Annotated in this window: 22 protein-coding genes; 12 read left to right on the top strand and 10 right to left on the bottom strand. The window is 62.6% G+C overall.

All coding sequences use genetic code 11. The annotated features are described in order from the left end of the window. Nucleotides 1–13: 13 nt before the first annotated feature. Together ACI2JX_RS03400 and ACI2JX_RS03395 are read right to left on the bottom strand one after the other, a co-directional pair. Nucleotides 14–1,297 carry a Zn-dependent hydrolase gene (locus ACI2JX_RS03400; protein WP_404689375.1) on the bottom strand — a complete coding sequence of 428 codons (1,284 nt, stop codon included), beginning with the start codon at nt 1,295–1,297 and terminating at the stop codon, nt 14–16. Between the two features lie 151 nt (nt 1,298–1,448). Then, complete coding sequence (locus ACI2JX_RS03395; RefSeq protein ID WP_368971632.1) at nt 1,449–2,939, bottom strand: NCS1 family nucleobase:cation symporter-1; 1,491 nt, start codon at nt 2,937–2,939, stop codon at nt 1,449–1,451. A 617-nt stretch (nt 2,940–3,556) separates the two neighbouring features. Between ACI2JX_RS03395 and hydA the strand changes: the two genes are divergently transcribed. The 3 genes from hydA (at nt 3,557) to preA (ending at nt 7,791) form a co-directional block, all read left to right on the top strand. Continuing rightward, a complete protein-coding gene (gene hydA / locus ACI2JX_RS03390; RefSeq protein WP_264233153.1) occupies nt 3,557–4,996 on the top strand; it encodes a dihydropyrimidinase in 1,440 nt (479 codons plus the stop codon). 152 nt (nt 4,997–5,148) lie between these two features. Continuing rightward, a complete protein-coding gene (locus ACI2JX_RS03385) occupies nt 5,149–6,516 on the top strand; it encodes an NAD(P)-dependent oxidoreductase (RefSeq protein ID WP_404689374.1) in 1,368 nt (455 codons plus the stop codon). Then, nucleotides 6,517–7,791, top strand: coding sequence for an NAD-dependent dihydropyrimidine dehydrogenase subunit PreA (gene preA / locus ACI2JX_RS03380; protein WP_368971629.1), 1,275 nt, complete (start codon nt 6,517–6,519; stop codon nt 7,789–7,791). It begins immediately after the preceding gene. 146 nt (nt 7,792–7,937) lie between these two features. Here the strand turns inward: preA and ACI2JX_RS03375 are convergent, their stop codons facing one another. After that, entirely contained in the window at nt 7,938–8,339 is a 402-nt protein-coding gene (locus ACI2JX_RS03375; RefSeq protein WP_404689373.1) for a DUF4440 domain-containing protein, read from the bottom strand. 223 nt (nt 8,340–8,562) lie between these two features. Here ACI2JX_RS03375 and ACI2JX_RS03370 point away from each other — a divergent pair, with 223 nt between their 5' ends. Beyond that, on the top strand, nt 8,563–8,841 hold the full coding sequence (locus tag ACI2JX_RS03370; protein ID WP_404689372.1) for an acyl-CoA-binding protein: 279 nt from the start codon (nt 8,563–8,565) through the stop codon (nt 8,839–8,841). 62 nt (nt 8,842–8,903) lie between these two features. Here the strand turns inward: ACI2JX_RS03370 and ACI2JX_RS03365 are convergent, their stop codons facing one another. Together ACI2JX_RS03365 and ACI2JX_RS03360 are read right to left on the bottom strand one after the other, a co-directional pair. Next, nucleotides 8,904–9,524 (bottom strand): TetR/AcrR family transcriptional regulator, encoded by a 621-nt coding sequence (locus ACI2JX_RS03365; RefSeq protein ID WP_186557228.1) that lies wholly within the window; start codon nt 9,522–9,524, stop codon nt 8,904–8,906. A 229-nt stretch (nt 9,525–9,753) separates the two neighbouring features. Further along, nucleotides 9,754–10,566 carry a class I SAM-dependent methyltransferase gene (locus ACI2JX_RS03360; RefSeq protein WP_404689371.1) on the bottom strand — a complete coding sequence of 271 codons (813 nt, stop codon included), beginning with the start codon at nt 10,564–10,566 and terminating at the stop codon, nt 9,754–9,756. 313 nt (nt 10,567–10,879) lie between these two features. Here ACI2JX_RS03360 and ACI2JX_RS03355 point away from each other — a divergent pair, with 313 nt between their 5' ends. After that, nucleotides 10,880–11,599 (top strand): TorF family putative porin, encoded by a 720-nt coding sequence (locus ACI2JX_RS03355; protein WP_404689370.1) that lies wholly within the window; start codon nt 10,880–10,882, stop codon nt 11,597–11,599. A 68-nt stretch (nt 11,600–11,667) separates the two neighbouring features. Here ACI2JX_RS03355 and ACI2JX_RS03350 read toward each other — a convergent pair whose 3' ends face one another. Continuing rightward, complete coding sequence (locus ACI2JX_RS03350) at nt 11,668–13,866, bottom strand: OsmC domain/YcaO domain-containing protein (protein WP_404689369.1); 2,199 nt, start codon at nt 13,864–13,866, stop codon at nt 11,668–11,670. 120 nt (nt 13,867–13,986) lie between these two features. On the opposite strand from ACI2JX_RS03350, the gene ACI2JX_RS03345 reads away from it, so the two are divergent. After that, nucleotides 13,987–14,448 carry a GNAT family N-acetyltransferase gene (locus ACI2JX_RS03345; RefSeq protein WP_404689368.1) on the top strand — a complete coding sequence of 154 codons (462 nt, stop codon included), beginning with the start codon at nt 13,987–13,989 and terminating at the stop codon, nt 14,446–14,448. On the opposite strand, the gene ACI2JX_RS03340 is transcribed toward ACI2JX_RS03345, so the two are convergent. Beyond that, the gene (locus ACI2JX_RS03340; protein ID WP_368971623.1) at nt 14,425–14,682 is read right to left on the bottom strand and encodes a helix-hairpin-helix domain-containing protein; all 258 of its coding nucleotides are present in this window, start codon (nt 14,680–14,682) and stop codon (nt 14,425–14,427) included. The genes ACI2JX_RS03345 and ACI2JX_RS03340 overlap by 24 nt on opposite strands. 167 nt (nt 14,683–14,849) lie before the next feature. Between ACI2JX_RS03340 and ACI2JX_RS03335 the strand changes: the two genes are divergently transcribed. After that, nucleotides 14,850–15,362 (top strand): hypothetical protein, encoded by a 513-nt coding sequence (locus ACI2JX_RS03335; RefSeq protein WP_404689367.1) that lies wholly within the window; start codon nt 14,850–14,852, stop codon nt 15,360–15,362. Between the two features lie 32 nt (nt 15,363–15,394). On the opposite strand, the gene ACI2JX_RS03330 is transcribed toward ACI2JX_RS03335, so the two are convergent. The 3 genes from ACI2JX_RS03330 to gnd all read right to left on the bottom strand — a co-directional run bounded on the left by ACI2JX_RS03330 (nt 15,395) and on the right by gnd (nt 19,966). Beyond that, nucleotides 15,395–17,191, bottom strand: a complete 1,797-nt coding sequence (locus ACI2JX_RS03330; protein ID WP_264233141.1) for a glycoside hydrolase family 15 protein — start codon at nt 17,189–17,191, stop codon at nt 15,395–15,397. A gap of 292 nt (nt 17,192–17,483) precedes the next feature. Beyond that, complete coding sequence (gene zwf, locus ACI2JX_RS03325) at nt 17,484–18,986, bottom strand: glucose-6-phosphate dehydrogenase (RefSeq protein ID WP_404689366.1); 1,503 nt, start codon at nt 18,984–18,986, stop codon at nt 17,484–17,486. Further along, nucleotides 18,983–19,966, bottom strand: coding sequence for a phosphogluconate dehydrogenase (NAD(+)-dependent, decarboxylating) (gene gnd / locus ACI2JX_RS03320; RefSeq protein WP_404689365.1), 984 nt, complete (start codon nt 19,964–19,966; stop codon nt 18,983–18,985). The genes zwf and gnd overlap by 4 nt, the downstream gene beginning before the upstream one ends. A 199-nt stretch (nt 19,967–20,165) precedes the next feature. Between gnd and ACI2JX_RS03315 the strand changes: the two genes are divergently transcribed. The 5 genes from ACI2JX_RS03315 (at nt 20,166) to ACI2JX_RS03295 (ending at nt 25,197) form a co-directional block, all read left to right on the top strand. Beyond that, nucleotides 20,166–20,333, top strand: coding sequence for a DUF6026 family protein (locus ACI2JX_RS03315; protein ID WP_225915609.1), 168 nt, complete (start codon nt 20,166–20,168; stop codon nt 20,331–20,333). A 141-nt stretch (nt 20,334–20,474) separates the two neighbouring features. After that, on the top strand, nt 20,475–20,993 hold the full coding sequence (locus ACI2JX_RS03310; RefSeq protein ID WP_368973395.1) for a sigma-70 family RNA polymerase sigma factor: 519 nt from the start codon (nt 20,475–20,477) through the stop codon (nt 20,991–20,993). Further along, nucleotides 20,990–21,916, top strand: a complete 927-nt coding sequence (locus tag ACI2JX_RS03305; protein ID WP_264233136.1) for a DUF4880 domain-containing protein — start codon at nt 20,990–20,992, stop codon at nt 21,914–21,916. Before ACI2JX_RS03310 ends, ACI2JX_RS03305 begins: the two co-directional genes overlap by 4 nt. Before the next feature lie 66 nt (nt 21,917–21,982). Continuing rightward, a complete protein-coding gene (locus tag ACI2JX_RS03300) occupies nt 21,983–24,346 on the top strand; it encodes a TonB-dependent siderophore receptor (RefSeq protein WP_368973393.1) in 2,364 nt (787 codons plus the stop codon). 11 nt (nt 24,347–24,357) lie between these two features. Continuing rightward, nucleotides 24,358–25,197, top strand: a complete 840-nt coding sequence (locus ACI2JX_RS03295) for an alpha/beta hydrolase (protein ID WP_392463591.1) — start codon at nt 24,358–24,360, stop codon at nt 25,195–25,197. Nucleotides 25,198–25,200: the final 3 nt, after the last annotated feature.

The raw sequence follows: 25,200 nt of genomic DNA, 5'->3' as shown, positions 1-25,200 counted from the left end.
GTGTTAGCCGCCGTCAGGCGGCCAAGCGCCCGCTGGCAATCGCCTCGGACGCTGCCAGCATCGCCCGCAACAACACCGCGCAGCCTGCCGCCAAATCCTCGGGCGTGGCGTTCTCGATCTCGTTGTGGCTGATGCCGTTTTCACAGGGCACGAAGATCATTCCCGCCGGGCCTAGCTCGGCGAGGAAGATCGCGTCATGCCCTGCCCCGCTGACGATGTCTATGTGCGGCAGGCCAAGCGTGCGCGCCGAGTCGCGCACCGCGTCGACGCAACTGCGGTCGAAATACAGCGCGGGGAAATCTGCGGTTGGGGTCAGCTCGTAGCTCAAGCCGTGCTTGGCACAGGTAGCCTCGATCACCTCACGCACCTCGACGATCATCGCATCCAGTTGATCGCCCTGCAGATGACGCAAATCCAGGGTCATGCGCACTTCCCCCGGAATGACGTTACGCGAGCCCGGATACGCTTGCAGGCATCCAACCGTACCGCAAGCGTGGGGCTGATGGCCGAGCGCAGTGCGGTTGACCGCCTCGACCACCGCCGCAGCGCCGACCAGGGCGTCCTTGCGCAAATGCATGGGCGTGGGGCCGGCATGCGCTTCGACGCCACGCAGGCTCAGGTCGAACCACTTCTGCCCGAGGGCGCCGAGCACCACGCCGATGGTCTTGGCCTGGTCCTCAAGAATCGGCCCCTGTTCGATATGCGCTTCGAAGTAGGCACCCACCGGATGACCAAGCACGGCACGTGGGCCGGCATAGCCGATGGCGTTGAGCGCATCGCCCACTGTCACGCCTTGCGCGTCGGTCTTGGCCAGGGTCTGCTCGAGGGTGAACTTACCGGCGAACACGCCCGAGCCCATCATGCAGGGAGGGAAGCGCGAGCCTTCTTCGTTGGTCCACACCACCACTTCCAGCGGCGCCTCGGTTTCGACGCCGAGGTCGTTGAGGGTGCGGATCACTTCAAGACCCGCCATCACGCCAAAGCAACCGTCGAACTTGCCGCCGGTAGGCTGGGTGTCGATGTGGCTGCCGGTCATTACCGGCGGCAGTTTGGGATTGCGCCCCGGGCGGCGGGCGAAGATGTTGCCGATGCCGTCGATGCTGACGCTGCAGCCGGCCGCTTGGCACCACTGCACGAACAGGTCACGGGCCTGGCGATCGAGGTCGGTCAACGCCAGGCGACAGACGCCGCCCTTGGCGGTAGCGCCGAGGCGCGCGAGGTCCATCAAAGATTGCCACAGGCGGGCGCTGTCGACGTGGCGGTCGGTGGATTGCAGGACATCCTTGGCAGGATTCATGGTCATCTCCTCAGGCTTTTTTCTGCTGACACGCATGGGTTGTCGAGTGGGACTTGTTCGCGGGCAAGCCCGCACAGGCTGAACGCTGATCCGAACATCACGCCAAGCCCTGTGGGAGCGGGCTTGCCCGCGAACAGACCAGCGTGGTTGCTCAGGGCACAGGTTTAGCCAGCCGTGCGGGACTGCGGGCAGCGATGCCACCGAGGACGTAGTAGAGCGCCCCACCCAGCAGCGAACCGGTAAACCAGCCGTAGTCATAGAACCAACTGAAACTGCTATTGCCGATAGCCATCACGGTAAGCGCCACCGGTAGCGCGAAGGCGGCAAAACCCGCCCAGTTCCAGGCCGGGTAAACGTCGTCGCGATACAACCCGGCAAGGTCCAGCTGCTGACGGCGGATCAGGAAATAGTCCACCACCATGATCCCGGCAATTGGCCCGAGCAGGCTGGAGTAGCCCAGCAGCCAGTTGGAATAGACGCTCTCAAGGCTCAGGTCGGAAACGATCCAGCCGAGCTTTTTCAACAGCTCGTGGCCCATCAGCAGCAAGCCGATCACCCCGGTCAGCAGCACCGCCCGGGTGCGCCCGATCAAGCGGGGGGCGATGTTCTGGAAATCGTTGGTGGGCGAAACGATGTTCGCTGCTGTGTTGGTCGAAAGCGTGGCGATCACGATCAAGGCCATGGCCAATGCGACCCAGCCTGGGCTCTGGATACGGCCGATCAGGCTGACCGGATCGGAGACGGTTTCCCCCACCAGCGAGGCCGAGGCGGCGGTCATCACCACCCCCAGGGCGGCGAACAGGAACATGGTCAGCGGCAAGCCGAAAATCTGCCCGAGGATCTGGTCTTTCTGGCTCTTGGCATAGCGGCTGAAGTCGGGAATGTTCAGCGACAGCGTGGCCCAGAAGCCGACCATCGCCGTTAGCCCCGCGCAGAAGTAACTGACCACGCTGGCGCCCTCTGGACGCTTGGGGGGTTGCGCCAGCAGCTCGGTCATCGACATGTGCGGCAGGGCCCAGAACAGCAGGCCGAAACCGACTGCCACCAGCAGCGGCGCAGACAGCGTTTCCAACCACTTGATCGACTCGGCGCCACGCAGCACCACCCACAGGTTGAGCGCCCAGAAGATCATGAAGCCCAGCACCTCGCCGGTACCGGCCAGGGCCTTCCAGCCGTCGAACACCGAGCCCAGGAACAGGTGAATGGCCAAGCCGCCGAACATGGTCTGGATACCGAACCAGCCGCAAGCGACCACCGCACGAATCAGGCACGGCACGTTGGAGCCGAGGATGCCGAACGAGGAGCGCAGCAGCACTGGGAAGGGAATGCCGTACTTGGTCCCTGGAAAGGCGTTGAGGGTCAGCGGGATCAATACGATGAGGTTGGCCAGCAGGATCGCCAGCAACGCCTCACCCACGCTCAAGCCGAAGTAGGCGGTCAGCACCCCGCCCAGGGTGTAGGTCGGTACACAGATGGACATCCCCACCCACAAGGCGGTGATGTGCCACTTGTTCCAGGTGCGCTGGTGCACCTTGGTGGGGGCCATGTCGTGGTTGTAGCGGGGGCTGTCGAGGACGTCGCTGCCAGCATTGAGCTCGCACAGACCATCCTTTTCGATCACTTCCGATCTGCTCGGTTGCATGGGGCCTTCTCCAGATTTTCTTTTAATTTTTCGCTCATCGGGCTAATGCGATGGCCGGAGTACACACACCACCAGTACTGCACCTGTGGCCCGGCCTGGCTGCGGGCCCTCTCAATAAGCGTGCCGGGTTGGCCGAAGCTGCCCCGGTCGGCCGCCGCCGACCACAGGTAATCAACTGATCTGCAAAGCATTGTTCAACGCCAGCGGCGGACACGGTCAAACCCGTGGCTGACGCTGTTACTGCAACGAGCCGGCCTTGGCCCCTGCATCAGGTTTCAATCTGGTGCAGCGATTTTTTCTGCGCCGCGGACCAGGCCCTCACACCCAGTTTCAAGCAGCTGATTTTGCATGGAAAATCTTGACCAATTTGCCATCTTGTCAAGTGCGTCAAAATGGTGAGGAGGCTCACCATTTTGGTGATTTTTGTTTTAATTCGTTATTTTTCAATAACTTATAAACTGAATATGCTTATAAAAATATTTCTTGAACAATAGTAGATCCCCATCTAGATTTCATTCTTGTCAGGCCTGACAGGATTAAAACTATCCTCCAGTCACTGCCAGAAAAATAATTTCAAGAACCGGCCCAAGACCGGTCAGCCTGCGAGGAAGACGGCAATGTCCCTGTTGATCCGTGGCGCCACCGTGGTTACTCACGAAGAAAGCTACCCCGCTGATGTCCTGTGTGTTGATGGCCTGATCCGCGCCATTGGCGAAGACCTCGATCCCCCCGCCGGCTGCGAAACCCTCGATGGCAGCGGTCAATACCTGATGCCCGGTGGCATCGACCCGCACACCCACATGCAATTGCCGTTCATGGGCACGGTGGCCAGTGAAGACTTCTTCAGTGGCACTGCCGCAGGGCTTGCCGGCGGCACCACCTCGATCATCGACTTCGTCATCCCCAACCCCCAGCAGTCATTGCTGGAAGCCTTCCACACCTGGCGCGGCTGGGCGGAAAAATCCGCTAGCGACTATGGCTTTCACGTCGCCATCACCTGGTGGAGTGAGCAGGTCGCCGAAGAGATGGGCGAGCTGGTCGCGCACCATGGGGTCAACAGCTTCAAGCACTTCATGGCTTACAAGAACGCGATCATGGCCGCCGACGACACTCTGGTGGCCAGTTTCGAGCGCTGCTTGCAACTGGGCGCAGTGCCTACCGTGCATGCCGAGAACGGCGAGCTGGTCTACCACCTGCAGCAGAAGTTGCTCGCCCAGGGCATGACCGGCCCCGAGGCGCATCCGCTGTCGCGCCCTGCGCAGGTCGAAGGCGAAGCCGCCAGCCGCGCCATCCGCATCGCCGAAACCCTGGGCACGCCGCTGTATCTGGTGCATGTGTCGACCCGCGAGGCGCTGGATGAAATCGCCTATGCCCGGGCCAAGGGCCAGCCGGTGTACGGCGAAGTCCTGCCCGGCCACCTGTTGATCGACGACAGCGTCTACCGCGACCCGGACTGGGCCACCGCCGCAGGCTTTGTGATGAGCCCGCCGTTCCGCCCACGCGAGCATCAAGAGGCGCTGTGGCGCGGGCTGCAATCGGGCAACCTGCACACCACCGCCACCGACCACTGCTGCTTCTGCGCCGAGCAGAAAGCCGCCGGGCGCAACGACTTCAGCCGCATCCCCAACGGCACTGCCGGCATCGAGGATCGCATGGCTGTGCTGTGGGACGCCGGGGTCAACAGCGGGCGCTTGTCGATGCACGAGTTCGTCGCGCTGACCTCCACCAACACGGCGAAGATCTTCAACCTGTTCCCGCGCAAGGGCGCCATCCGCGTCGGCGCCGATGCCGACCTGGTGCTGTGGGACCCACAGGGCAGCCGCACGATCTCGGCCAAGACCCACCACCAGCAGGTCGATTTCAACATCTTCGAAGGCCGCACGGTTCGCGGCATCCCCAGCCACACCATCAGCCAGGGCCGGGTGCTCTGGGCCGATGGCGACCTGCGCGCGGAACCTGGCGCCGGTCGTTACGTGGAGCGCCCGGCCTACCCCTCGGTGTATGAGGTGCTCAGCCGACGCGCCGAGCATCAGCGGCCGACACCCGTTCAGCGTTGAAGCAAGGGCCTGCTAGGCAGCCCATCGCAGGCTGGCGATAGCCTGCGCTGGGCGAGCAAGAACAAGAATGATGTACCCGTTGACTGCCATCCCCGAAACGGACAGGCGGGTGACCGCCGCCTGGATCCATAAAAAAGAGAGAGGCTACAACCGTGATCGATGCCCTGAAGCACCTGCCGCGCCCCCGCGCCGGCGCCGACCAACTGGCCAATAACTTCGGCGATCTCGCTCCCCCCCTCAGCGCCCGCCAGGCTGCGCTGGAAAGCGCTCGATGCCTGTACTGCTTCGATGCGCCGTGCGTTAACGCCTGCCCCAGCGAGATCGACATCCCCTCGTTCATCCACCGCATCAGTGACGACAACCTGCAAGGCGCCGCCGAACGGATTCTGTCGGCGAACATCCTCGGTGGCAGCTGCGCCCGGGTCTGCCCGACCGAAATCCTCTGCCAGCAAGCCTGCGTGCGCAACAACGCCCAGGAATGCGCGCCTGTGCTGATCGGCCAGCTGCAGCGCTACGCGCTGGACAACGCCGGTTTCAGCGAGCACCCATTCAAGCGCGCGCCGGCCACGGGCAAGCGTATCGCAGTGGTCGGCGCCGGCCCGGCCGGGTTGTCCTGCGCTCATCGCCTGGCGATGCATGGCCACGACGTGGTGATCTTCGAGGCCCGCGAGAAGTCCGGCGGCCTCAACGAGTACGGCATCGCCCGCTACAAACTGGTGGATGACTACGCCCAGCAAGAAGTGCAATTTTTGCTTGGCATCGGCGGCATCGAGATCCGCCACGGCCAGCGCCTGGGCGGCAACCTGAGCTTGAGCGAGCTGCACCAGCAGTACGACTCGGTATTCCTCGGCCTGGGCCTGAACGCTGTACGCCAACTCGGCCTGGCGGACGAAGAAGCGCCCGGCCTGCTCGCCGCCACCGACTACATTCGCGAACTGCGCCAGACCGATGACCTGAGCCAGTTGCCGTTGGCCGACCGCTGCCTGGTGATCGGCGCGGGCAACACCGCCATCGACATGGCCGTGCAGATGAGCCGCCTGGGCGCCCGCGACGTCAACCTGGTGTACCGCCGTGGCCATGCTGACATGGGCGCCACCGGTCATGAACAGGACATCGCCAAGGCCAACCAGGTACGCCTGCACACCTGGGCACGCCCGGATGCGGTGTTGCTCGATCAGCACAATCGCGTGCGCGGCATGCGCTTTGCCCGCACCGAGCTGGTCGAAGGCCGCCTGCGCGATACCGGCGAAACCTTTGAACTGGCCGCCGACGCCATCTTCAAGGCCATCGGCCAACGCTTCGACGATGCCTGCCTCAGCGACCCTTTGGCCGCGCAACTGGCCCGCGACGGCGAACGCATTCAGGTCGACCATAACCTGCGCACCAACCTGCCCGGCATCTATGCCGGCGGCGACTGTACCGCGCTAGGTCAGGACCTCACCGTCCAGGCCGTGCAACACGGCAAGCTGGCCGCCGAAGCCATCCATGCCCAACTCATGCTCAATGTGGAGGCTGCGTAAATGGCCGACTTATCTATCGAATTCGCCGGTATCAAGGCACCCAACCCGTTCTGGCTGGCCTCCGCACCGCCAACCGACAAGGCTTACAACGTGGTCCGCGCGTTCGAGGCCGGCTGGGGTGGCGTGGTCTGGAAAACCCTCGGCGAAGACCCAGCAGCGGTCAACGTGTCGTCGCGCTACTCGGCGCACTTTGGCGCCAACCGTTCGGTGCAGGGCATCAACAACATCGAGCTGATTACCGACCGCTCGCTGGAGATCAACCTGCGCGAGATCACCCAGGTCAAGAAGGACTGGCCCGACCGCGCGCTGATCGTGTCGCTGATGGTGCCGTGCGAGGAGCAGTCGTGGAAGTTCATCCTGCCGCTGGTAGAGGCCACCGGCGCTGATGGTATCGAGCTGAATTTCGGCTGCCCACACGGCATGCCTGAGCGCGGCATGGGCGCCGCCGTCGGCCAGGTGCCAGAGTATGTCGAGATGGTCACCCGCTGGTGCAAGACCTACTGCTCGCTGCCGGTGATCGTCAAGCTCACCCCGAACATCACCGACATTCGTCAGTCGGCCCGCGCTGCGCATCGCGGTGGCGCCGATGCGGTGTCGCTGATCAACACCATCAACTCGATCACCAGCGTCGATCTCGAGCGCATGGTTGCGCATCCAATCGTTGGCGATCAGAGCACCCATGGCGGTTATTGCGGCTCGGCGGTCAAGCCGATTGCCTTGAACATGGTCGCCGAGATTGCCCGCGACCCTGAGACTCGCGGGCTGCCGATCTGCGGCATCGGCGGCATCGGTAACTGGCGGGATGCCGCCGAGTTCATCGCGCTGGGCAGCGGTGCGGTGCAGGTATGCACGGCGGCAATGCTGCATGGCTTTCGGATTGTCGAGGACATGAAGGACGGGCTGGCGCGCTGGATGGACCAGCATGGCCATCGCAACCTGGAAGCGTTCCGTGGCCAGGCGGTTGGACATACCACGGACTGGAAGTACCTGGACATCAACTACCAGGTGATTGCCCAGATTGACCAGCAAGCGTGCATTGGCTGCGGGCGTTGCCACATCGCCTGCGAAGATACCTCGCACCAGGCGATAAGCAGTACACTGAAGGCCGATGGCACCCATGAATACCGCGTTATCGAGGAGGAATGCGTGGGCTGCAACCTGTGCCAGATCACCTGCCCAGTCGAGGACTGCATCGAGATGGTGGCGCAGGATACCGGCAAGCCTTATCTGAATTGGACCCAGGATCCGCGCAATCCGTATCGTGAGGCCAGTTAGGTTGCGGTTTGTTCGGCGATAGTCGGGGCTGCTGCGCAGCCCATCGCAGCGGTTCGGCGCCCCGATAATCCAGCTCCTACAGGGACCGAGCAGAATCCAGTAGGAGCTGACTTGCCTGCGATGGGCCGCAAGGCGGCCCCAGTACTTCACCCCAACGCCGTCTCATGCAAACACTGCCAAACAATCGATTGTGCGCTGCACCGCACGATCACCAACGAATACCGCACCTGCTCAACCCCGGGCAAACGATGCGTCTCCTTGTACCTCAAGGCAACGCCACTCCCCGCCTGCCACACCACCTGCACATCGCTGACCAGCATTTCCAACCCCACTCGGGTGCCCGCAACGCGATCGAACATCTGCCCCACCTGGATACGGTCCACCAGCGCCCCAGCCGTGGTGACCATGCTGAAGTCATCGGCAAACACCGCCATCAGTTGCTCAAGCACCTCGCGGGTCTCTGCCGCAGGTCGGGTAAACACCGTATGAATCAGTTGGTGCACGTCATGGATACTGCGTTCAGCTCGTTCAATCAGTGCTTCATTCATCCATTGCTTCCTGACATCGGCATGAAACCTGGAATCTTACTGCTTTCAGCACATACACCTGACATTTTTGCCAGTAGACATACACAACCAGCAAAACCAATGTAGGTAGAGAGCCAATGCGTCAACTCGCCAAGTGACCTAATGCTCTGCGGTAAGCAAGTGCAAAAAGCCAAACAGTGCTGCTCTGAGCACTGCGTTAACCACTGTCTACAGGAGCACCAAAATGACTCTCGAGCGCCAATTTAATGACGAAGTAAATCGCATCTCTGCTCTACCTCCTGAACCGCAAGTTCCGACTCCAGTACGACACCAACTCTGGATGCATTACAAGCAAGCGATCTATGGCGATTATGCCCAGAGCAAGGTAGGCAACGTAGACTTGGGACATTACAAAAAACAGGGCGATATCGAAATAAAACAAGGAGGTTGGGGAGACTTGAAAGGAATGTCCAAGGAGATGGCGATGGAAAAATATATAGAACTCGCCAAGAGCATCAGATAAAGCGTCGTCCAGCCGTATAGGCAAATCAATAACCTGCCTATACGGCTATACGGGCGATGAGCTCACGGCTCCAAGCCAATACCGCGCAGGATAACGCCGGTCACCGTCTGCACCGCCCTTTCAAAAGCCATGTCCGACAGCGGCTCGCCGCCATTGAGCAGCTCGACCTGATAACCAAAGTCGGCGTAGTGCTGGGTCGAGGCCCAGATCATGTACAAAAGCGCCGAAGGCTCGACCGGCAAGATCCGCCCCTCCTCGACCCAGCGACGAATCTTCGCTTGCTTGAGCTGCGCCCAGGGCACCAGGCTGTCATCCAGGCTCGCGCCCAGCAGCGGCGCGCCGTGCAACATCTCCTCGGCCCAGATCTTCGAGCCCAGCGAGCGCGAGCGCGAGTGGCTCATCTTGGCCCGGATATAACTGGTCAACACCACCCGCGGGTCGTCGAAGCGCTCGAAGCACAGGGCGTCCTGCTTCCACACATCCAGCAGATCCTGCAGTACCGCTCGATACAGGTCGTCCTTGGTGCTGAAGTAGTAATGCAGATTGGAGCGCGGCAGTTCGGCCTGCTCGGCGATATCGCCCATCGAAGTGGCGCCGAAGCCCTTTTCGGCAAACACTTTCTCGGCAGCTTGCAGAATCTTCTCGACGTTACGTCGACGGATTTCGATCTTGTGGTTGGCCATGGCCTGTCCAATGCGACTGAAACCTGTCAAGGCTAACAGTTTTGCGCAAGGCGCAGGCAACTAACCCCAGTTAAGCCAAAGCCCAAGCCAACGATTGATTTTCTATTTTTGTGTTGTGGGTTCTGGCCTCTTCGCGGCGGTTCGGCGCGAAGAGGCCAGAGTGTCCCCCACACCTGTCACTATCACCAGATAACGCCAGCCCAGGCGCCGCCTGGCGCTGGCTTCACCTTCAGCGGCGGCTGATCACCACTTGCAGATATTCACTGGGCACCACCAACGACGCTTCGCCTGCGCCATTGTGCTCATTGAGCAGCTGGGTCAAATCGCTTTCCAGTGCACCCGCCGCGGCGCTATCCAGCGACGCAAAGGTCTTGTGCACCGGGCCGTACCAGGTGCGAAACACATCGATGAAATGCGCCGGCGAACGGTAGCGAAAATTAAAATGCTGGCGGCTCACCTTGATTGAGCCGATGGCATCGCCGAACAGCTGGTGCAACTGCTCTTCATCGCCCCAGCGCGATGGCGGTTGCGCACCGGCAGGCGGTGGCACGTGCCGGCCCAGGGTCTTGAACATCTGGCCGATAAAACCTTGTGGGGTCCAATTGGCCAGGCCAATCCTGCCGCCCGAGCGGCAAACACGGGCAAGCTCTTTGGCCGCCTGCGCCTGATCGGGGGCGAACATCACACCGAAGGTCGAAATGACGGCATCGAACGCGCCACTGTCGAACGGCAGAGCCTCAACATCGGCGGTTTGAAACACGACATCCAGGTGTTCTGCGCGGGCGCGCTCTTCACCTCGTTTGAGCAGCTCGGGTACATAGTCGGTGGAAGTGACTCGGCAACCGCGCCGTGCAGCCGCCAGGGTGGCATTACCGTTGCCGGCGGCGACATCCAGCACCTGCTCGTCCCAGCGCAGGTCGCAGGCTTCGGCCAACCGCTCGCCGACCAACTGCAACGTGGTACCGATGACCGCGTAATCTCCACTGGCCCACGCTGCCTGCTGGCGGGCCTTCAATGCTTGCAAATCCAGGGGTGTGCTCATGGCGTGCACCTGATTTTTCCGCGCGGCCGTCTTGCTTGAGGCGGTCAGCGCGCCATTGTTGTCTTGGAGTGTTCAGGCCGAGCCGATTGCGCCCGGCCAGCGATTAGCTAAACCCTATCCCCGGTTAACGGCAATGGCCTGTGCCCGGGACATAAGATGAGTTGGGTACATGCTTAGTGACTGATCGAATATACCCACGCTCAGGCCGCAGATCGCCCAGAGGGAAAACCAGCAGGCTCGCTCAAGGGTTCCCCATGCCGGCGGGCACAGGTATCCTCGACCTCTCAAATCCGGGCTTTCCAGAACGGTAACGATGACCAAGCCGCTATTGCTGCTCAGCGCAGCCCTGCTCCTCAGCCCGCCGCTGCAGGCGCAGATCATCCAGCGCCAGCTAGGCGAGTTCGATTTCAAACTGGGCACCAGCGCTTCGCGCAGCATGGCCCAAGGGCTGATCTCTCCCAGCGCGATCGGCTCGTTCCACGGCGGCCTGGATTTCACCCACCCCAGCGGCTGGTACTTCGGCCAGTACGCGCCGAGCATGGGCCTGACCCCCACTTCCACCCTGCAACTGGATAACTACCTGGGCTACAAGCACCACTTCGACAACAGCCTGGGCTACGAGGTAGGGCTGATCCATTACAGCTACCCCGAGATATCAGGCCGTGACCGCTACGCGATGTACGGCGGCCTGTCACTGTTGGGCAGCAAGTTGGGCGGCGCACTCAATGACAACCCCGACAACCGCATTGGTACCCTGTTCGCCGATCTGGGCCAACTGCCGCTGTTGGATGTCGGGGTGACCGTGAAGCTGGCCCATCACCGCCTCGGCACGCCCTACACCATCGGCGATGGCCGCCAGGTCGACAGCTTCAACGATTGGTCGCTGAAGCTGTCGCGCTCGTGGCTGGGCCTGGACCTGAACCTGATCTACAGCAACTCCGACCTCAGTGGGGGCGGCTGCGCAGCTTATACAGGTATCAACAGCTACTGCGATGGCATGCTCACCTTCAAGGCCCAGCGCAGCTTCTTCTAGCGCGGGACGTTCTAAGCTGCAAAAAACAACAAAAGCACCCTCGGGTGCTTTTGTTGTTTACGCCGTTATCAGGACAGCGCCGCCTTGGCCCGAGCGCTGTGCAGCTTCTTGTAGCTGTCGACCAGGCGCAAATGTCGGTCGAGCCCTTCCAGCTTCATGCTGGTCGGGGTCAAGCCATAGAAGCGCACGCTGCCGTCGACCGAGCCGAGCACCGCATCCATCCGTGGGTTGCCGAACATGCGACGGAAGTTGACCTCGTAGTCGGCCAGCTCCAGCTCATCGTCCAACTGCACTTCGAGCACCACGTTCAGCGCCTGATAGAACAGACCGCGCTCCAGGGTGTTGTCGTTGAACTGCAAGAAGGTCTCCACCAGCTCCTTGGCCACTTCAAAGCGCTTCAAGGCCAGGCTGATCAACAGTTTCAACTCCAGGATCGTCAACTGACCCCACACGGTGTTGTCGTCGAACTCGATGCCGATCAAGGTGCTGATGGCGGTGTACTCGTCCACCTCGCAGTTGTCCAGACGCTTGACCAGCGCCCTCAGGCTGCGGTCATCGAGACGGTGCAGGTTGAGGATGTCGGCGCGGAACAGCAAGGCCTTGTTGGTGTTGTCCCAGATCAGGTCTTCCACCGGGTAGATTTCCGAGTAGTCCGGCACCAGGATCCGGCAAGCATTGGCGCCAAGGCTGTCGTAGACCGCCATGTACACTTGCTTGCCCATGCCTTCGAGGATGCCGAACAAGGTCGCCGCTTCATCGGCATTGGACTGCTCGCCCTGGCCGGAGAAATCCCACTCGACGAACTCGAAGTCGGCCTTGGCACTGAAGAAGCGCCACGACACCACGCCGCTGGAGTCGATGAAGTGCTCGACGAAGTTGTTCGGCTCAGTCAGCGCGTGGCTTTCGAAGGTCGGTTGCGGCAGGTCGTTGAGGCCTTCGAAGCTACGGCCCTGGAGCAGTTCGGTGAGGCTGCGCTCAAGCGCCACTTCAAAGCTTGGGTGCGCGCCAAACGAGGCGAACACACCGCCGGTACGCGGGTTCATCAAGGTCACGCACATGACCGGGAATTCACCGCCCAGCGAAGCGTCCTTGACCAACACCGGGAAGCCTTGCTCTTCCAGGCCCTGGATCCCGGCGAGAATGCCAGGGTACTTGGCCAGCACCTGCTGCGGCACATCCGGCAGCGCCAGCTCGCCTTCGAGGATCTCGCGCTTGACCGCGCGCTCGAAGATTTCCGACAGGCACTGCACCTGCGCTTCGGCCAGGGTATTGCCGGCGCTCATGCCGTTGCTCAGGTACAGGTTTTCGATCAGGTTGGAGGGGAAGTACACCACCTCACCGTCCGACTGGCGCACGAACGGCAGCGAGCAGATGCCGCGCTCCTTGTTTCCCGAGTTGGTGTCGTACAGGTGTGAGCCACGCAGCTCGCCGTCGGGGTTGTAGATCTCAAGGCAGTACTCATCGAGAATTTCCGTCGGCAGCGCGTCCTTCGGACCCGGCTTGAACCAACGCTCGTTGGGGTAGTGCACGAAGTCTGCATTGGCGATGTCTTCGCCCCAGAACTGATCGTTGTAGAAGAAGTTGCAGTTCAGCCGCTCGATGAATTCGCCCAGGGCCGAGGCCAACGCGCCTTCCTTGGTCGCCCCCTTGCCGTTGGTGAAGCACATCGGCGAGTGCGCATCACGAATGTGCAGCGACCAGACGTTAGGCACGATATTGCGCCACGAGGCAATTTCGATCTTCATGCCAAGGTCAGCGAGAATCGCCGACATGTTGGCGATGGTATGCTCCAGTGGCAGGTCCTTGCCGGCAATATAGGTGCGGGCCTGGGCGTCGCTGTCGAGCATCAGCAGCGCCTGGGCATCGGCGTCGAGGTTGTCCACCTCTTCGATGATGAACTCAGGCCCGGTCTGCACGACCTTTTTCACCGTGCAGCGATCGATCGAGCGCAGGATGCCCTGGCGGTCTTTTTCCGAGATATCGGCCGGCAGCTCGACCTGGATCTTGAAGATCTGGTTGTAGCGATTTTCTGGGTCGACGATGTTGTTCTGCGAAAGGCGAATATTTTCCGTAGGGATATTGCGCGTCTGGCAGTACAGCTTTACAAAGTAAGCCGCGCACAGCGCCGACGAAGCCAGGAAGTAGTCGAACGGACCCGGTGCCGAGCCATCGCCCTTGTAGCGGATAGGTTGATCGGCCACCACCGTGAAATCATCGAACTTGGCTTCAAGTCGAAGGTTATCGAGAAAATTTACCTTGATTTCCATGCAGGATTACCATAATTCGAGCAAAACGATGGCGGGCATTATCCGGGTTTCTTGACGGGAAGTCTTGAGCGTTCTGTCTCGTCGCGCCCCACCTCCGCTCATCAGCTACAGGGCACAAGGATGACCCTTCGACTACGACCCGCGCAGGTGACCGACCTGCCGTCGATCTATCAAGGCGAACAGGCCTACATCCAACGCTGGGAGCCGGCCCACGAGGCGGCCTGGCGCCTGCAACTGGAAAGGCATCTACGGCGCTGGGTGGATAACTTCGAGCGACTGACGGTCGCGCTCATCGATGAGCAGTTCGCCGGTTACGCGCTATGGACTGCCGAGCAAGGCGCGGCTGAGCTGTGCACTATCCATGTCTCGCAGCGCTACCGGCGAAACGGCGTGGGGCGGGCGCTACTGGACAGGTACAGCGCTGATGCACTGAGCCTGGGGTTCACCCAGCTGGCCTTGAGCGTGCGCCCCGATAACCCCGCCAGGTACCTGTATGAGCAGGCGGGGTTCATCTGCACGGGCACCGGCACGCACGACTATCTCAGGTACCAGCGCTGCCTAGCGGACGGCGGCTGTGCTTGACTGGGCACTCTTGGCAAACTCGACCGCCGCAGTAATCGCCGCCCGCGCTTGCGGGCTGTTTTTCCAACAGGTCGAGCCCACTGCGGCAGAAGCCTGAGCGAGGATGTCGCCTACATTCGCCTGACTGAGTAGCGCCAGCGAGTCGATGCCCATTTGTTCAAGGCGTGCGATGACGGTCGGCCCGACGCCCTTGAGCGCTAACAGGGCGGTGTGTTCATGGGCTGGGAATGGCATCGGTAAACTCCCTTTATGGGCCATGTGGGGTCGGCTGAGTTTGCCACCGCCGGTTCGGGCCTCATCTCGGGTGAGGGAGAGGTCGGGGTAACTTAGCATGCGCCGGCTGGCTTTAGCGTATGCGCACGACTAGGGTAAGGAGCACACTTACTCGCGAGCATTGCCCGATGCGGACCTGGCTATTGTTGATCCTCAGCCTGAGCTGTCCCCCACTGCTGGCCGAACAGGCCTTGCCTGTGCGCGATGCCTGGACGCTCTCTGACCAGTTCGACCAGCCCTACACCCTCGATGGGCAGACCCGTGTACTGATGATTGCCCGCAGCATGTCCAGCGCGCGCCTGGTAAACAGTGCGGTGGAACACACCCCGAAAGGTTATCTGGAACAACGCGGCGTGGTCTTCGTGGCGGATATCGAAAAGCTGCCGAGCCTGGTCCAGGCTGTGCTGGTGCCAAACATGCGCTCGGCGAACTACCGCATCCTGCTGGACCGCGACGGCCAGGTCGCCGAACGCTACGCCGGTGACCGCGACAGTGTTCAGTGGCTGGAAATGCAGGGCGGTAGCGTCACGCGTGAGCGGCGTTTCAGCGATTTGCCCGGCCTGCGCCTGGCGCTTGCGGGGTTGGTTGCAAGAACGGTAGCGACTGACAGTGCTGCGGTTGGGGCCGCCAATCATCAGTGACCGCGCCCCACCTCGTGGCCTCTCCCCGCAGCTCAACCACAGCGAGCCCGATCGCGCACCGGACACTGCGCCCGGTGCAAATTCAGCGCGGTATTGATGATGCCGATATGGCTGAATGCCTGGGGGAAATTGCCCAGCATGCGCTTGCCGGCCGGATCGTATTGCTCGGCCAGTAACCCCACGTCATTGCACAGGCCAAGCAAACGCTCATACAGCGCCTGGGCCTGCTCCTGGCGGCCAAGCAATACATAGACATCGGCCAGCCAGAACGAACAGACCAGGAAGGTGCCCTCCCCTGGGGTCAGTCCATCGCTGCAGCTGTCGCTGTCGTAGCGCAGCAACAGCTCGTTTCTCAGCAGGCGTTTTTCGATCTGCTCAAGCGTGCGCAGAAAGCGGGGGTCGTCCGCCGGTAAAAAACCGGTCAGGGCGATTTGCAGCAGACTGGCATCCAGCTCGCTGGAGCCGTACGCCTGCACGAAGAACTCACCCTTGCCATCCAGCCCGCGCGCGCAGACGTCGCGATGGATCTCATCGGCCACCTGGCGATAATGCCGGCCGCGTTCGCGGTCCTCCTCGGTAGTGTCGGCCAGCCCCGCAGCACGATCGAATGCCACCCAGGCCATGACCTTGGAGTGCACGAAATGCTGCGGCCCGCCGCGCACTTCCCAGATGCCTTCATCGGGCTCGCGCCAGATACGCTCCACGTACGGCAGGATCAGGCGGGCAATCGCGGCGCTGCGTGGATGGCGCGGCAAGCCGCCTTTGATCGCCTGGGTCATGGCGTCGGCCACTTCGCCGTAGATATCCAACTGGCGCTGCTGTGACGCCGCATTGCCCACGCGCACCGGCTGGGAGTGCTCGTAGCCGGGCAGCCACGGCAGGGTGTATTCCTGCAGATCGCGCTCCCCGGCCAGGCCATACATGATCTGCATCTGCTCGGGGTTGCCGGCTACCGAGCGCAGCAACCATTCGCGCCAGGCCTGGGCTTCGTCGAAGTAGCCCAGGTTCATGAAAGCGAGCAAGGTCATGGTGGCGTCGCGTAGCCAGCAGTAGCGATAGTCCCAATTGCGCTCGCCAGCGATGCGCTCGGGTAGCGAGGTGGTCACGGCAGCGACGATGCCGCCAGTAGGCGCGTAGGTCATGGCCTTGAGGGTCAGCAGGGAGCGGCGCACCTGAGCGGTGTGGGGGCCGATGTCCGGGCAACGGTCAGCGAATGTTTGCCATCCGGTGAGGGTGTGTTCAAGAGCGTTGTCGATGTCGCATCCGGGCTGCACCGGCAGGTGCGAAGGCTGGTGGCGCAGGCTGAAGCTGTGCCGTTCGCCGGCGCACACGCGCAAGCGGGCGACGGTGTGGTGGTCGCGGGCGTGGGTGGTGACGGTGCTGCACAGGATCAGTCGGTTGGGGCCGGCGACGGCGCTCAAGGTCAGCGGGTCGAGTTTTTCTACCCAGGGCACACTGCGGCCGTAATCGAAACGCAGGACCAGGTCCATTTCGAAATTGATTTCGCCGGCGAGGCCTTCGACGATGCGGATCAGCGCGTTGCTTTCGTCCAACGGCATGAAATCGAGCACCCGGGCGCGACCGCTGGCGGTGCTGTAGGTGGTTTCCAGCACCAGAGTATCGCCCAGGTAGCGACGGCTGGAGTGCTCGACCGGATCGCAGGGAGCCAGGCGCCAGCGGCCGTTTTCTTCGTTGCCCAGCAGCGCGGCGAACACCGCAGGGGCGTCGAAGCGCGGCAGGCACAGCCAGTCCAGCGAGCCATCGCGGCTGACGAGCGCGGCGCTGCGGCAGTTGCCCAGCAGGGCGTAGTCTTCGATCGGTGCTGGCATGGGGGCTCCTTGCGGGTCTTGATGCTTGACCTGGGTTGTTCGAGGTCTCTAGGTTGGTCTGCCAGTAGGGTGGTGAAAGTTCCGGCCTCTTCGCGGGCAAGCCCGCTCCCACAGGGGGCGCGCTGACTGGATGACGGCGTCGTGCCTGGGCGGCTTGGTCTGCCAGTAGGGCAATGAACGTTCCGCCCTCTTCGCGGGCAAGCCCGCACAGGTACGGCGCCGATCCTGAAAGCAGCGCTATCCCTGTGGGAGCGGGCTTGCCCGCGAAGAGGGCGACACCGATGCCCAGCCATCAGCCCAGGGTATGCCACTCACGCTTGTCGCGGCTGAGCAGCTCGTTGCCGGCATCAGGGCCATTTTCACCTGCAGGGTACGGGTGCACTTCGCTTTCGCTGGCCCAGGCATCCAAAAACGGCTGCACCGCACGCCAGCCGTTCTCGATATTGTCCGCGCGCTGGAACAAGGTCTGATCGCCGGTCAGGCAGTCGTAGATCAAAGTCTCGTAACCAGTGGCCGGAGTCATCTTGAAGAAGTCTTTGTAGGCAAAACCCAACTCGACATTCTCCATCACCAACTCAGGCCCCGGGCGCTTGGCCTGCAAGTCGAACCACATCCCTTCGTTGGGCTGAATCTGGATCTTCAAGTAGTTGGGCTTGGGCCGCTCCAGTTCCGACTCCCGAAACTGCGCATACGGCGCGGGCTTGAAGCAGATGGCGATTTCGGTGTCGCGCACGCTCATGCGCTTGCCGGTACGCAAATAGAACGGCACACCGGCCCAGCGCCAGTTGTCGATCATCACCTTGAGGGCAACGTAGGTTTCGGTCTGGCTGTCCTTGCTGACGTTCGCCTCTTGGCGATAGCCCGGCACCCGCTTGCGGCCTTGCTTGCCGGCGCTGTACTGGCCGCGCACGGAGTTTTTCAGGGCCATTTTCTGCGACCACGGGCGGATGGCGCCGATCACCTTGGCCTTCTCGCCGCGCACGGCATCTGCGCCGAACGCCGCCGGCGGCTCCATGGCGACCATCGCCAGCAGCTGGAACAAGTGGTTGGGCACCATGTCGCGCAACGCCCCGGTGTTGTCGTAGAAGGCGCCGCGGGTCTCGACGCCGACGGTTTCGGCGGCAGTAATCTGCACATGGTCGATGTAGTGGTTGTTCCAGAACGACTCGAACAGGCCGTTGGAGAAACGGCTGACGAGGATGTTCTGCACCGTCTCTTTGCCCAGGTAATGGTCGATGCGGTAGATCTGCCGCTCGCTCATCACTTTCAGCAGGCAGGCGTTAAGCGCCTCGGCGCTGGCCAGGTCGGTGCCAAACGGCTTTTCCACCACCACCCGGCGAAAGCCACCCGCCGATTCGTCGAGCAGGCCGGCAGCGCCCAAGCGCTGGGCCACTTCCGGGAAGAAACGTGGCGAGGTGGCAAGGTAGAAAATCGCGTTGCCGTGGCTTGTCTTGTCGATGCGTTTGGCCAGCGCGTGGTAGGTAGCTGGGTCGAGAAAATCGCCCGTCTGGTAGTCCATGCGCTTGGCCAGGCGAGCCCAGACCTTGTCATCCAGGCACGTGGCGGCCCCTTCGCCCTTGTCGCGCTCGACCATGAAACTATGCAAGCGCTCGGCGAACTGCGTGGCGGTGGCGGCGTTGTGATCGACCCCGACGATGCGCAGGTTGCGATCGAGCAGACCATCGCGGCTCAGGTTGTACAGCGCCGGCGTCAGCAGGCGCTTGACCAAGTCGCCATTGGCGCCAAACAAGAACAACGTGCAGGGCGGCGCGGCGGGGATCTTCTGTTGGCTCATCCGCGTTTCTTCTCGACGTGGCCACCAAAGCCCAGGCGCATGGCCGAGAGCACTTTATCGCCGAAGGTGCCCTGTTGCTGACGCGAGCGGAAACGCGCGAACAGTGCACTGGACAGCACCGGCACCGGCACCGCCTGCTCGACCGCAGCATCGATGGTCCAGCGCCCTTCCCCGCTGTCGGACACCGAACCGCTGAACTCAGACAACGCAGGGTCAGCGACCAGGGCATCGGCAGTCAGGTCCAGCAGCCAAGAGGTGACCACGCTGCCACGGCGCCACACTTCGGCGATCTCGGCCACGTTCAAGTCAAAGCGCTGGGCTTCGGGCAACTCATGGCCGCCCTTGCTGCGCAGCAGGTCGAAACCTTCGGCATAGGCCTGCATCAGGCCGTATTCGATGCCGTTGTGGATCATCTTCACGTAGTGCCCGGCACCGGGAGGGCCTGCGTGGATATAGCCATGCTCGGCGCGCTCATGCTCACCGCTGCGGCCTTGGGTACGCGGGATATCGCCGACCCCTGGAGCGAGGGTTTTGAACAGCGGTTCAAGGCGCTCGAACACCGCTTGCTCGCCGCCAATCATCATGCAATAACCGCGCTCCAGGCCCCAGACGCCACCGGAGGTGCCAACGTCCAGGTAATGCAGGCCACGCTTGGCCAGCTCGGCAGCGCGGCGCATATCGTCCTTGTAGAAGGTATTGCCGCCGTCGATGATCGCATCGCCCGGCTCAAGCAACTCAGCCAATTGGGCGATGGTCTGCTCGGTGGGCTCGCCGGCCGGCAGCATCACCCATACCGCGCGCGGCGCCTTGAGTTTCTGGATCAGCGCGCCGAGGTCATGCGCACCTTGGGCGCCCTCGGCTTCCAAGGTAGTGACCGCTTCGCGGTTGCGGTCATGGACCACGGTACGATGCCCTGCACGCATCAGCCGTCTTGCGATATTGCCGCCCATGCGGCCCAGCCCGACGATTCCCAGTTGCATGTGCTGACGCTCCCCTAAGAAATGGATGACAAGGCGGTTCAGGTTTTCAGATTAGTCCAGCACTTCGCCCGAGGGTTCAGCGACGAACGGCGTGACAACGATAAACAAAAAAGTTCCCAAGGCCGCAGAAAGAATTCAGAATGCGCGCCGCGCGAGCGTCTACGCTTACAAATGTCACTAGCCAATTGCGAGGTGTGCAATGGGTACCTTGATGCCAGCTACTCCCGTCCAGACCCTTTATGTCTCCGTACGTCGTGATGAACTGCGCCGTCTGAAGGAAGAGCGTGACCAATTGCAGCGCCAGGTTGCGCAGTTGAGCCTGCTGCTCGAACAGAGCCGCAGTGAAGGTAAAGCTGTCAGCGTCTGATTGACCCCTCCTCCAGTGGGAGCTGACCCGGCTCCCACGTTGCCTCCCCTGCCCTGTAAAAACAGTTGAACTGGGAACGATTCGCGTTTATGGTGCGCGCTTTCGTGATTCCCTCTTCTATTGTCTGCCCCGGGGCGTTCCATGTCGCTGCCTGAAACGGATTCAATCATCCCGCTCGAGGTCTTGTACGGCACCCACCGCGGGTGGCTAGACGGCTGGCTGCGCCGTTCACTGGGCTGCTCGCAGCAAGCGGCGGACCTGGCCCAGGACACCTTCGTGCGCCTGCTGGTGCGCAACCAGCCGATCAGCGACCGTGCGCCGAAAGCACTGCTGGCGCGCATCGCCCGCGGCCTGGTGATCGACCACTGGCGCCGCGATGCGCTGGAGCGCGCCTACCTGCAAGCGCTGGCCCTGGTGCCAGAGGCCCACTACCCCTCGCCTGAAGTACGCCACGAGGCGCTGCTGTGCCTGGAACGCATCGCGCAGATGCTCGACGGGCTCAAGCCTGCAGTGCGCGAAGCCTTCTTGCTCTATCAACTGGGCGGCCTGAGCCACGCCCAGGTCGCTGAACAACTGGCCATCTCCAGCCGCACTGCCGAGCGTCACGTCGCCACTGCCTTGCTGCATTGTTATCGGGTGTGTTTCGAGGAGGCGCCATGAGCGCCAGCGCCGAGCGCATACCCGAAGCCATTGTGTGCAAGGCCATCGAATGGCAAATGCGCCTGCGCGAGCATCCCGACAGCCACGAGCTGCTCGCCCAGCTCCAGGCCTGGCGCCTGCGCGACGGCCGTCATGAACTGGCCTGGCAGCGCATGCGTCAGTTGAGCGGGCATTTCAATGCCAGCCAATTACCCGATGCCGCCCAGACCAACGCACTGCTACGCCGCGCCGAGACTGACCTGGGCCGACGACGCATGCTCAAGCTGCTCGGCGTCGGCGCGGCGCTGGGCGCCAGCACCCTGCTGGTGAGCAAGGCACCCCCTGGCTGGCGTAGCGATTTCGCCACGGCCACCGGCGAGCGCCGTCAGCTGGCACTGGCCAGTGACCTGCAGGTGATGCTCAACACCAACAGCGCAGTCGATGTGCACGGCCATGCGCTGACGTTGCGGGCCGGCGAAGTCTTGCTCGACGGCGCCGATTGGCGCGCCCATTGCCGCTATGCACTGTGTGACGGCAAGCAGGCACGGGCGGTACTGCGCGAACAGCAAGGCTACAGCGAACTGCACGTCGAACGCGGTGAAGTGCGGGTGCGCGCCAGCAGCGGCATGCGAAGCGTACAAGCCGGCACCGGCCTGGCCATCGACGCCCAGGGCATGCGTGCCTTGGCGCCAGGGCCACTCGACCCGTTCGCCTGGAGCCGTGGCTTGCTGATGGTCAGCGATATCCGCCTGGGCGATTTGCTCGCCGAAGCCAGCCGCTACCGTCACGGCTGGTTAGGCTGCGATGCGGCGGTGGCGGATCTGCGCTTGTCCGGGGTGTTCCGCCTGGATGAACCGGCGCTGATGCTGCGCAACATCACCCACCTGTTGCCGGTGCGCATCGTCGAGCGCAGCCGCTGGTGGGTACGGGTTGTCCAGGCTTAAAAAAACCTGTCGGACTTTTGCGCCTCATCCGGTTAGGGATGATCACTTCCTGAACGGACCCTTTTCATGTTGCCCGCCCGCCGCTCCCCCAAACCCCTAGCGCCCTTCCCCAGCCGCACCCTGCCACGTGCCATCTGCCTGGCGCTGAGCCTGTTCGCAGGTTCCGCCCTGGCCCAAGCGCAGAGCGCCCCGAGCATTGCTGCCGGGCCGCTGGATCAAGCCCTGAGCAGCTTTGCCGAGCGTGCGGGCATCACCTTGTCGTTTTCCCCAGAGGCTGTCCGTGGGTTGAACAGCCCAGGCCTGGCGGGTGGCGGCTCGTTGGAGGATGGCCTGAACCATCTGCTCAGCGGCAGCGGCCTGGCCGCGCACAAGACCGCCGCTGGCTACGTGGTGCTGCCCGCGCCGAGCGATTTGGGGGTGCAACTGGAGCCGACCACTATCGACGCTAAAGGCACGCAGAGCGCCTTTGCCCCAGTCGAAGGCTACTTCGCCAGCAATGCCAGCAGCGCCACCAAGACCGACCGCCCGATCCTGGAAACCGCGCAAAGCATCAGCGTGGTAACTGCCGAGCAGATTGCCGACCGCAAGGTCGACCGGGTCGAAGACGCCGTGGCCTATACCGCTGGCGTGCGGGTCGGCAGCTCTGGGTTGGACCCGCGCTTTGACATGATCAGCGTGCGCGGCTTTGAGACCACCATCGCCGCCGACTTCCTCGACGGCCTGCGCCAACCGGGCAGTGGCTGGCTGTCGCTGTACCAGACCGAGGCCTACAACCTTGAGCGCATCGAAGTGCTCAAGGGCCCCTCATCGGTGCTCTACGGCCAGATCAGCCCAGGCGGCATGGTCAACCGGGTGAGCAAGCGCCCGAGCCTGCTGGCCAAGAACGAAGTGCAAATCCAGTCGGGCAACTACAACCACCAACAGGGTCAGTTCGATATCGGCGGGCGCCTGGATGAGCAAGGTGACCTGCTGTTTCGCGTGGTGGGTGTCTATCGCGACGCGGAAAACTACATCGAGCAGCTGAACAACGACGTACGCCTGATCGCGCCCTCGCTGACCTGGCAGATCGACCCCGACACCCGGCTCACCGTGCTGGCGCAATACCAAGAGCGGGAAACCGCCGCCTCGCCGATGCTCTACCAGCAAGGCGATCACCTGACCAACTTCTGGCAGGGCGATGAGTACTTCGACAAACTCGAACAGCGCCAGTGGACCCTGGGCTACGAGTTCGAGCATGTCTTCAACGATACTTTCACCTTCCAGCAGAACCTGCGCTACGGCCAGGTCGATACCACCAACCAGTACCTGCAGCCGTACCAGGAGCGCGGCACGGTGCTCGACCGCTACGCGGTGGGGGTCTACGAACAGCTGAGCTCGTTGTCGACCGACACCCGCCTGGTCAGCCACTTCGCCACCGGCGACTGGCGGCACACCCTGGTCAGCGGCTGGGATTACGCCCTGGTCGACACCAAGCTGTTCTATGCCATGGGGCCGGCGCCGTCGATTGACCGCTTCGCTCCCAACTATCACCAACCGGTGGCGCGCCCGAGCGATGCGCTGGCCGACGAGGATGGCCTGGAGCACCGCAGCGGCCTGTACCTGCAAGACCAGATCGAAATCGATCGCTGGCGCCTCTCGGCCGGCCTGCGCCGCGACTGGGTCAACGTGCGCCGCAGCAACAACCTGGTCGCCGACAACAGCGCCAACCGCAACGACAACGACTCGGCCACCACCGGCTCGCTCGGCGTGCTCTATCTGTTCGACAACGGCGTGGCGCCCTACGCCAGCTACGCCACCTCGTTCTTGCCGCAAAGCAGCAGCCAGCCCGATGGCAGCCCGTACAAGGCGACCGAGGGCGAGCAGTACGAAGTGGGCGTGAAGTATCAACCACCGGGCAGCGCGACGATGCTCACCGCCTCGCTCTATCACCTGACCCAGCAGAACGTGCTCAACCGCGACCTGTCCGACCCCACCCGCAGCATCGCCACCGGCGAGCAAGTCTCGCGTGGTCTTGAGCTGGAGGCGGTGTCCGACCTCACCGAGCGCTTGAAGATGACCGCCAGCTACAGCTTCAACGACGCTGAAGTGACCAAGAGCACCGACGGCAACGAGGGCAAAGAACCGCTGAACGTGCCACGTCACCTGGCCTCGCTGTGGCTCGACTACCGCCTGCCGCTGGGCTTTGGCGTGGGGGGCGGTGCGCGTTACACCGGCAGCAACTATGGCGATGCGCAGAACACCGTGAAGAACGAAGGCTACACCCTGGTCGATGCTGGTGTGCACTACGACTTCGGCGGCGGCCTGGACGGCGTACGCCTGGCGTTCAACGCGCGCAACCTGTTCGACAAGCGCTACATCAATTGCCAGCAGGGCTACTGCTACCGCGGTGAAGCGCGCAGCCTGGTCACCAGCCTCAGCTATCGCTGGTAAGGAGCACACGCATGTTTGCCAGACTGTTTCTATTCATAGGTACATTGCTGTTGGCCAGCCTGTCGCTGGCCCAGGCAGATCCGGTCAGCCTGGACGGCAGCGAGCAGTGGACGATGACAAGCGCCGAAGGCCGCGAGTACCGCATCATGATCAGCCTGCCCGAGGGCGATGTGCCCTGGACGGGGGGGTATCCGGTGATCTACCTGTTGGACGGCAATGCCTACTTCCCCGCCTTCCACGCCGCCAAACGCGCGCAGGACAGGTTGCGCGGCGCGATCCTGGTCGCCATTGGCTACCCCAGCGACACGCCGCTGGACTTCGAGCGCCGCGCCTTCGACCTGTCGCCACCGCAACCGCCTGAGCGCAACGTGCCGCCCCAGGGCGGCCAGGATCTGTTTCTCGACTTCATCGAACAGCGCCTGATGCCCAAGGTCAACGCACGCTTCAAGGTCGACCAGGATCAACGTAGCCTGGTCGGGCATTCGTTTGGCGGGATGTTCGGCGTGTACACCCTGTTCACCCGGCCGCAGCTGTTCCAGCACGTGGTGGCGGTGAGCCCCAGCCTGTGGTGGCGCGATCGCTACCTGATGGCGCACGAGCGCACCTTCACCCAGCGCGCCCAGGCCGGGCAGATCGACCTGACCCATAGCAGCCTGAGCTTGCTGATGGGCGAGCGCGAGATGCCACAAGAGATCCAGGATGCGCGCTCGCTGCAACTGAGGCTCGAGCAGCTCTCGCAGTACGGGCTGCGCAGTGATTTTCAGGTCGAGCCGGGCGAGGATCACATGTCGATGCCATTCCGCGTCGCAGCCAGGGTGCTGGATGAGTTGCTCAGTACCCGGCGTTTTTGACTG

The organism is Pseudomonas sp. NPDC088890, assembly GCF_044900155.1.
In the GTDB taxonomy this organism is placed as follows: domain Bacteria; phylum Pseudomonadota; class Gammaproteobacteria; order Pseudomonadales; family Pseudomonadaceae; genus Aquipseudomonas; species Aquipseudomonas urmiensis.
This window is presented reverse-complemented; position numbering and strand designations above follow the sequence as displayed.

What these genes read in the sequence shown, in the direction of transcription:
- ACI2JX_RS03295 (WP_392463591.1), top strand. Translation starts at nt 24,358, where the DNA reads ATGTTTGCCAGACTGTTTCTATTCATAGGTACATTGCTGTTGGCCAGC.
- ACI2JX_RS03375 (WP_404689373.1), bottom strand. Translation starts at nt 8,339, where the DNA reads ATGAATGAAGCACTGATTGAACGAGCTGAACGCAGTATCCATGACGTG.
- ACI2JX_RS03305 (WP_264233136.1), top strand. Translation starts at nt 20,990, where the DNA reads ATGAGCGCCAGCGCCGAGCGCATACCCGAAGCCATTGTGTGCAAGGCC.
- ACI2JX_RS03395 (WP_368971632.1), bottom strand. Translation starts at nt 2,939, where the DNA reads ATGCAACCGAGCAGATCGGAAGTGATCGAAAAGGATGGTCTGTGCGAG.
- ACI2JX_RS03330 (WP_264233141.1), bottom strand. Translation starts at nt 17,191, where the DNA reads ATGCCAGCACCGATCGAAGACTACGCCCTGCTGGGCAACTGCCGCAGC.
- ACI2JX_RS03315 (WP_225915609.1), top strand. Translation starts at nt 20,166, where the DNA reads ATGGGTACCTTGATGCCAGCTACTCCCGTCCAGACCCTTTATGTCTCC.
- ACI2JX_RS03355 (WP_404689370.1), top strand. Translation starts at nt 10,880, where the DNA reads ATGACCAAGCCGCTATTGCTGCTCAGCGCAGCCCTGCTCCTCAGCCCG.
- ACI2JX_RS03345 (WP_404689368.1), top strand. Translation starts at nt 13,987, where the DNA reads ATGACCCTTCGACTACGACCCGCGCAGGTGACCGACCTGCCGTCGATC.
- ACI2JX_RS03360 (WP_404689371.1), bottom strand. Translation starts at nt 10,566, where the DNA reads ATGAGCACACCCCTGGATTTGCAAGCATTGAAGGCCCGCCAGCAGGCA.
- ACI2JX_RS03300 (WP_368973393.1), top strand. Translation starts at nt 21,983, where the DNA reads ATGTTGCCCGCCCGCCGCTCCCCCAAACCCCTAGCGCCCTTCCCCAGC.
- ACI2JX_RS03335 (WP_404689367.1), top strand. Translation starts at nt 14,850, where the DNA reads ATGCGGACCTGGCTATTGTTGATCCTCAGCCTGAGCTGTCCCCCACTG.
- hydA (WP_264233153.1), top strand. Translation starts at nt 3,557, where the DNA reads ATGTCCCTGTTGATCCGTGGCGCCACCGTGGTTACTCACGAAGAAAGC.
- gnd (WP_404689365.1), bottom strand. Translation starts at nt 19,966, where the DNA reads ATGCAACTGGGAATCGTCGGGCTGGGCCGCATGGGCGGCAATATCGCA.
- ACI2JX_RS03310 (WP_368973395.1), top strand. Translation starts at nt 20,475, where the DNA reads ATGTCGCTGCCTGAAACGGATTCAATCATCCCGCTCGAGGTCTTGTAC.
- ACI2JX_RS03340 (WP_368971623.1), bottom strand. Translation starts at nt 14,682, where the DNA reads ATGCCATTCCCAGCCCATGAACACACCGCCCTGTTAGCGCTCAAGGGC.
- preA (WP_368971629.1), top strand. Translation starts at nt 6,517, where the DNA reads ATGGCCGACTTATCTATCGAATTCGCCGGTATCAAGGCACCCAACCCG.
- ACI2JX_RS03365 (WP_186557228.1), bottom strand. Translation starts at nt 9,524, where the DNA reads ATGGCCAACCACAAGATCGAAATCCGTCGACGTAACGTCGAGAAGATT.
- ACI2JX_RS03350 (WP_404689369.1), bottom strand. Translation starts at nt 13,866, where the DNA reads ATGGAAATCAAGGTAAATTTTCTCGATAACCTTCGACTTGAAGCCAAG.
- ACI2JX_RS03400 (WP_404689375.1), bottom strand. Translation starts at nt 1,297, where the DNA reads ATGAATCCTGCCAAGGATGTCCTGCAATCCACCGACCGCCACGTCGAC.
- zwf (WP_404689366.1), bottom strand. Translation starts at nt 18,986, where the DNA reads ATGAGCCAACAGAAGATCCCCGCCGCGCCGCCCTGCACGTTGTTCTTG.
- ACI2JX_RS03370 (WP_404689372.1), top strand. Translation starts at nt 8,563, where the DNA reads ATGACTCTCGAGCGCCAATTTAATGACGAAGTAAATCGCATCTCTGCT.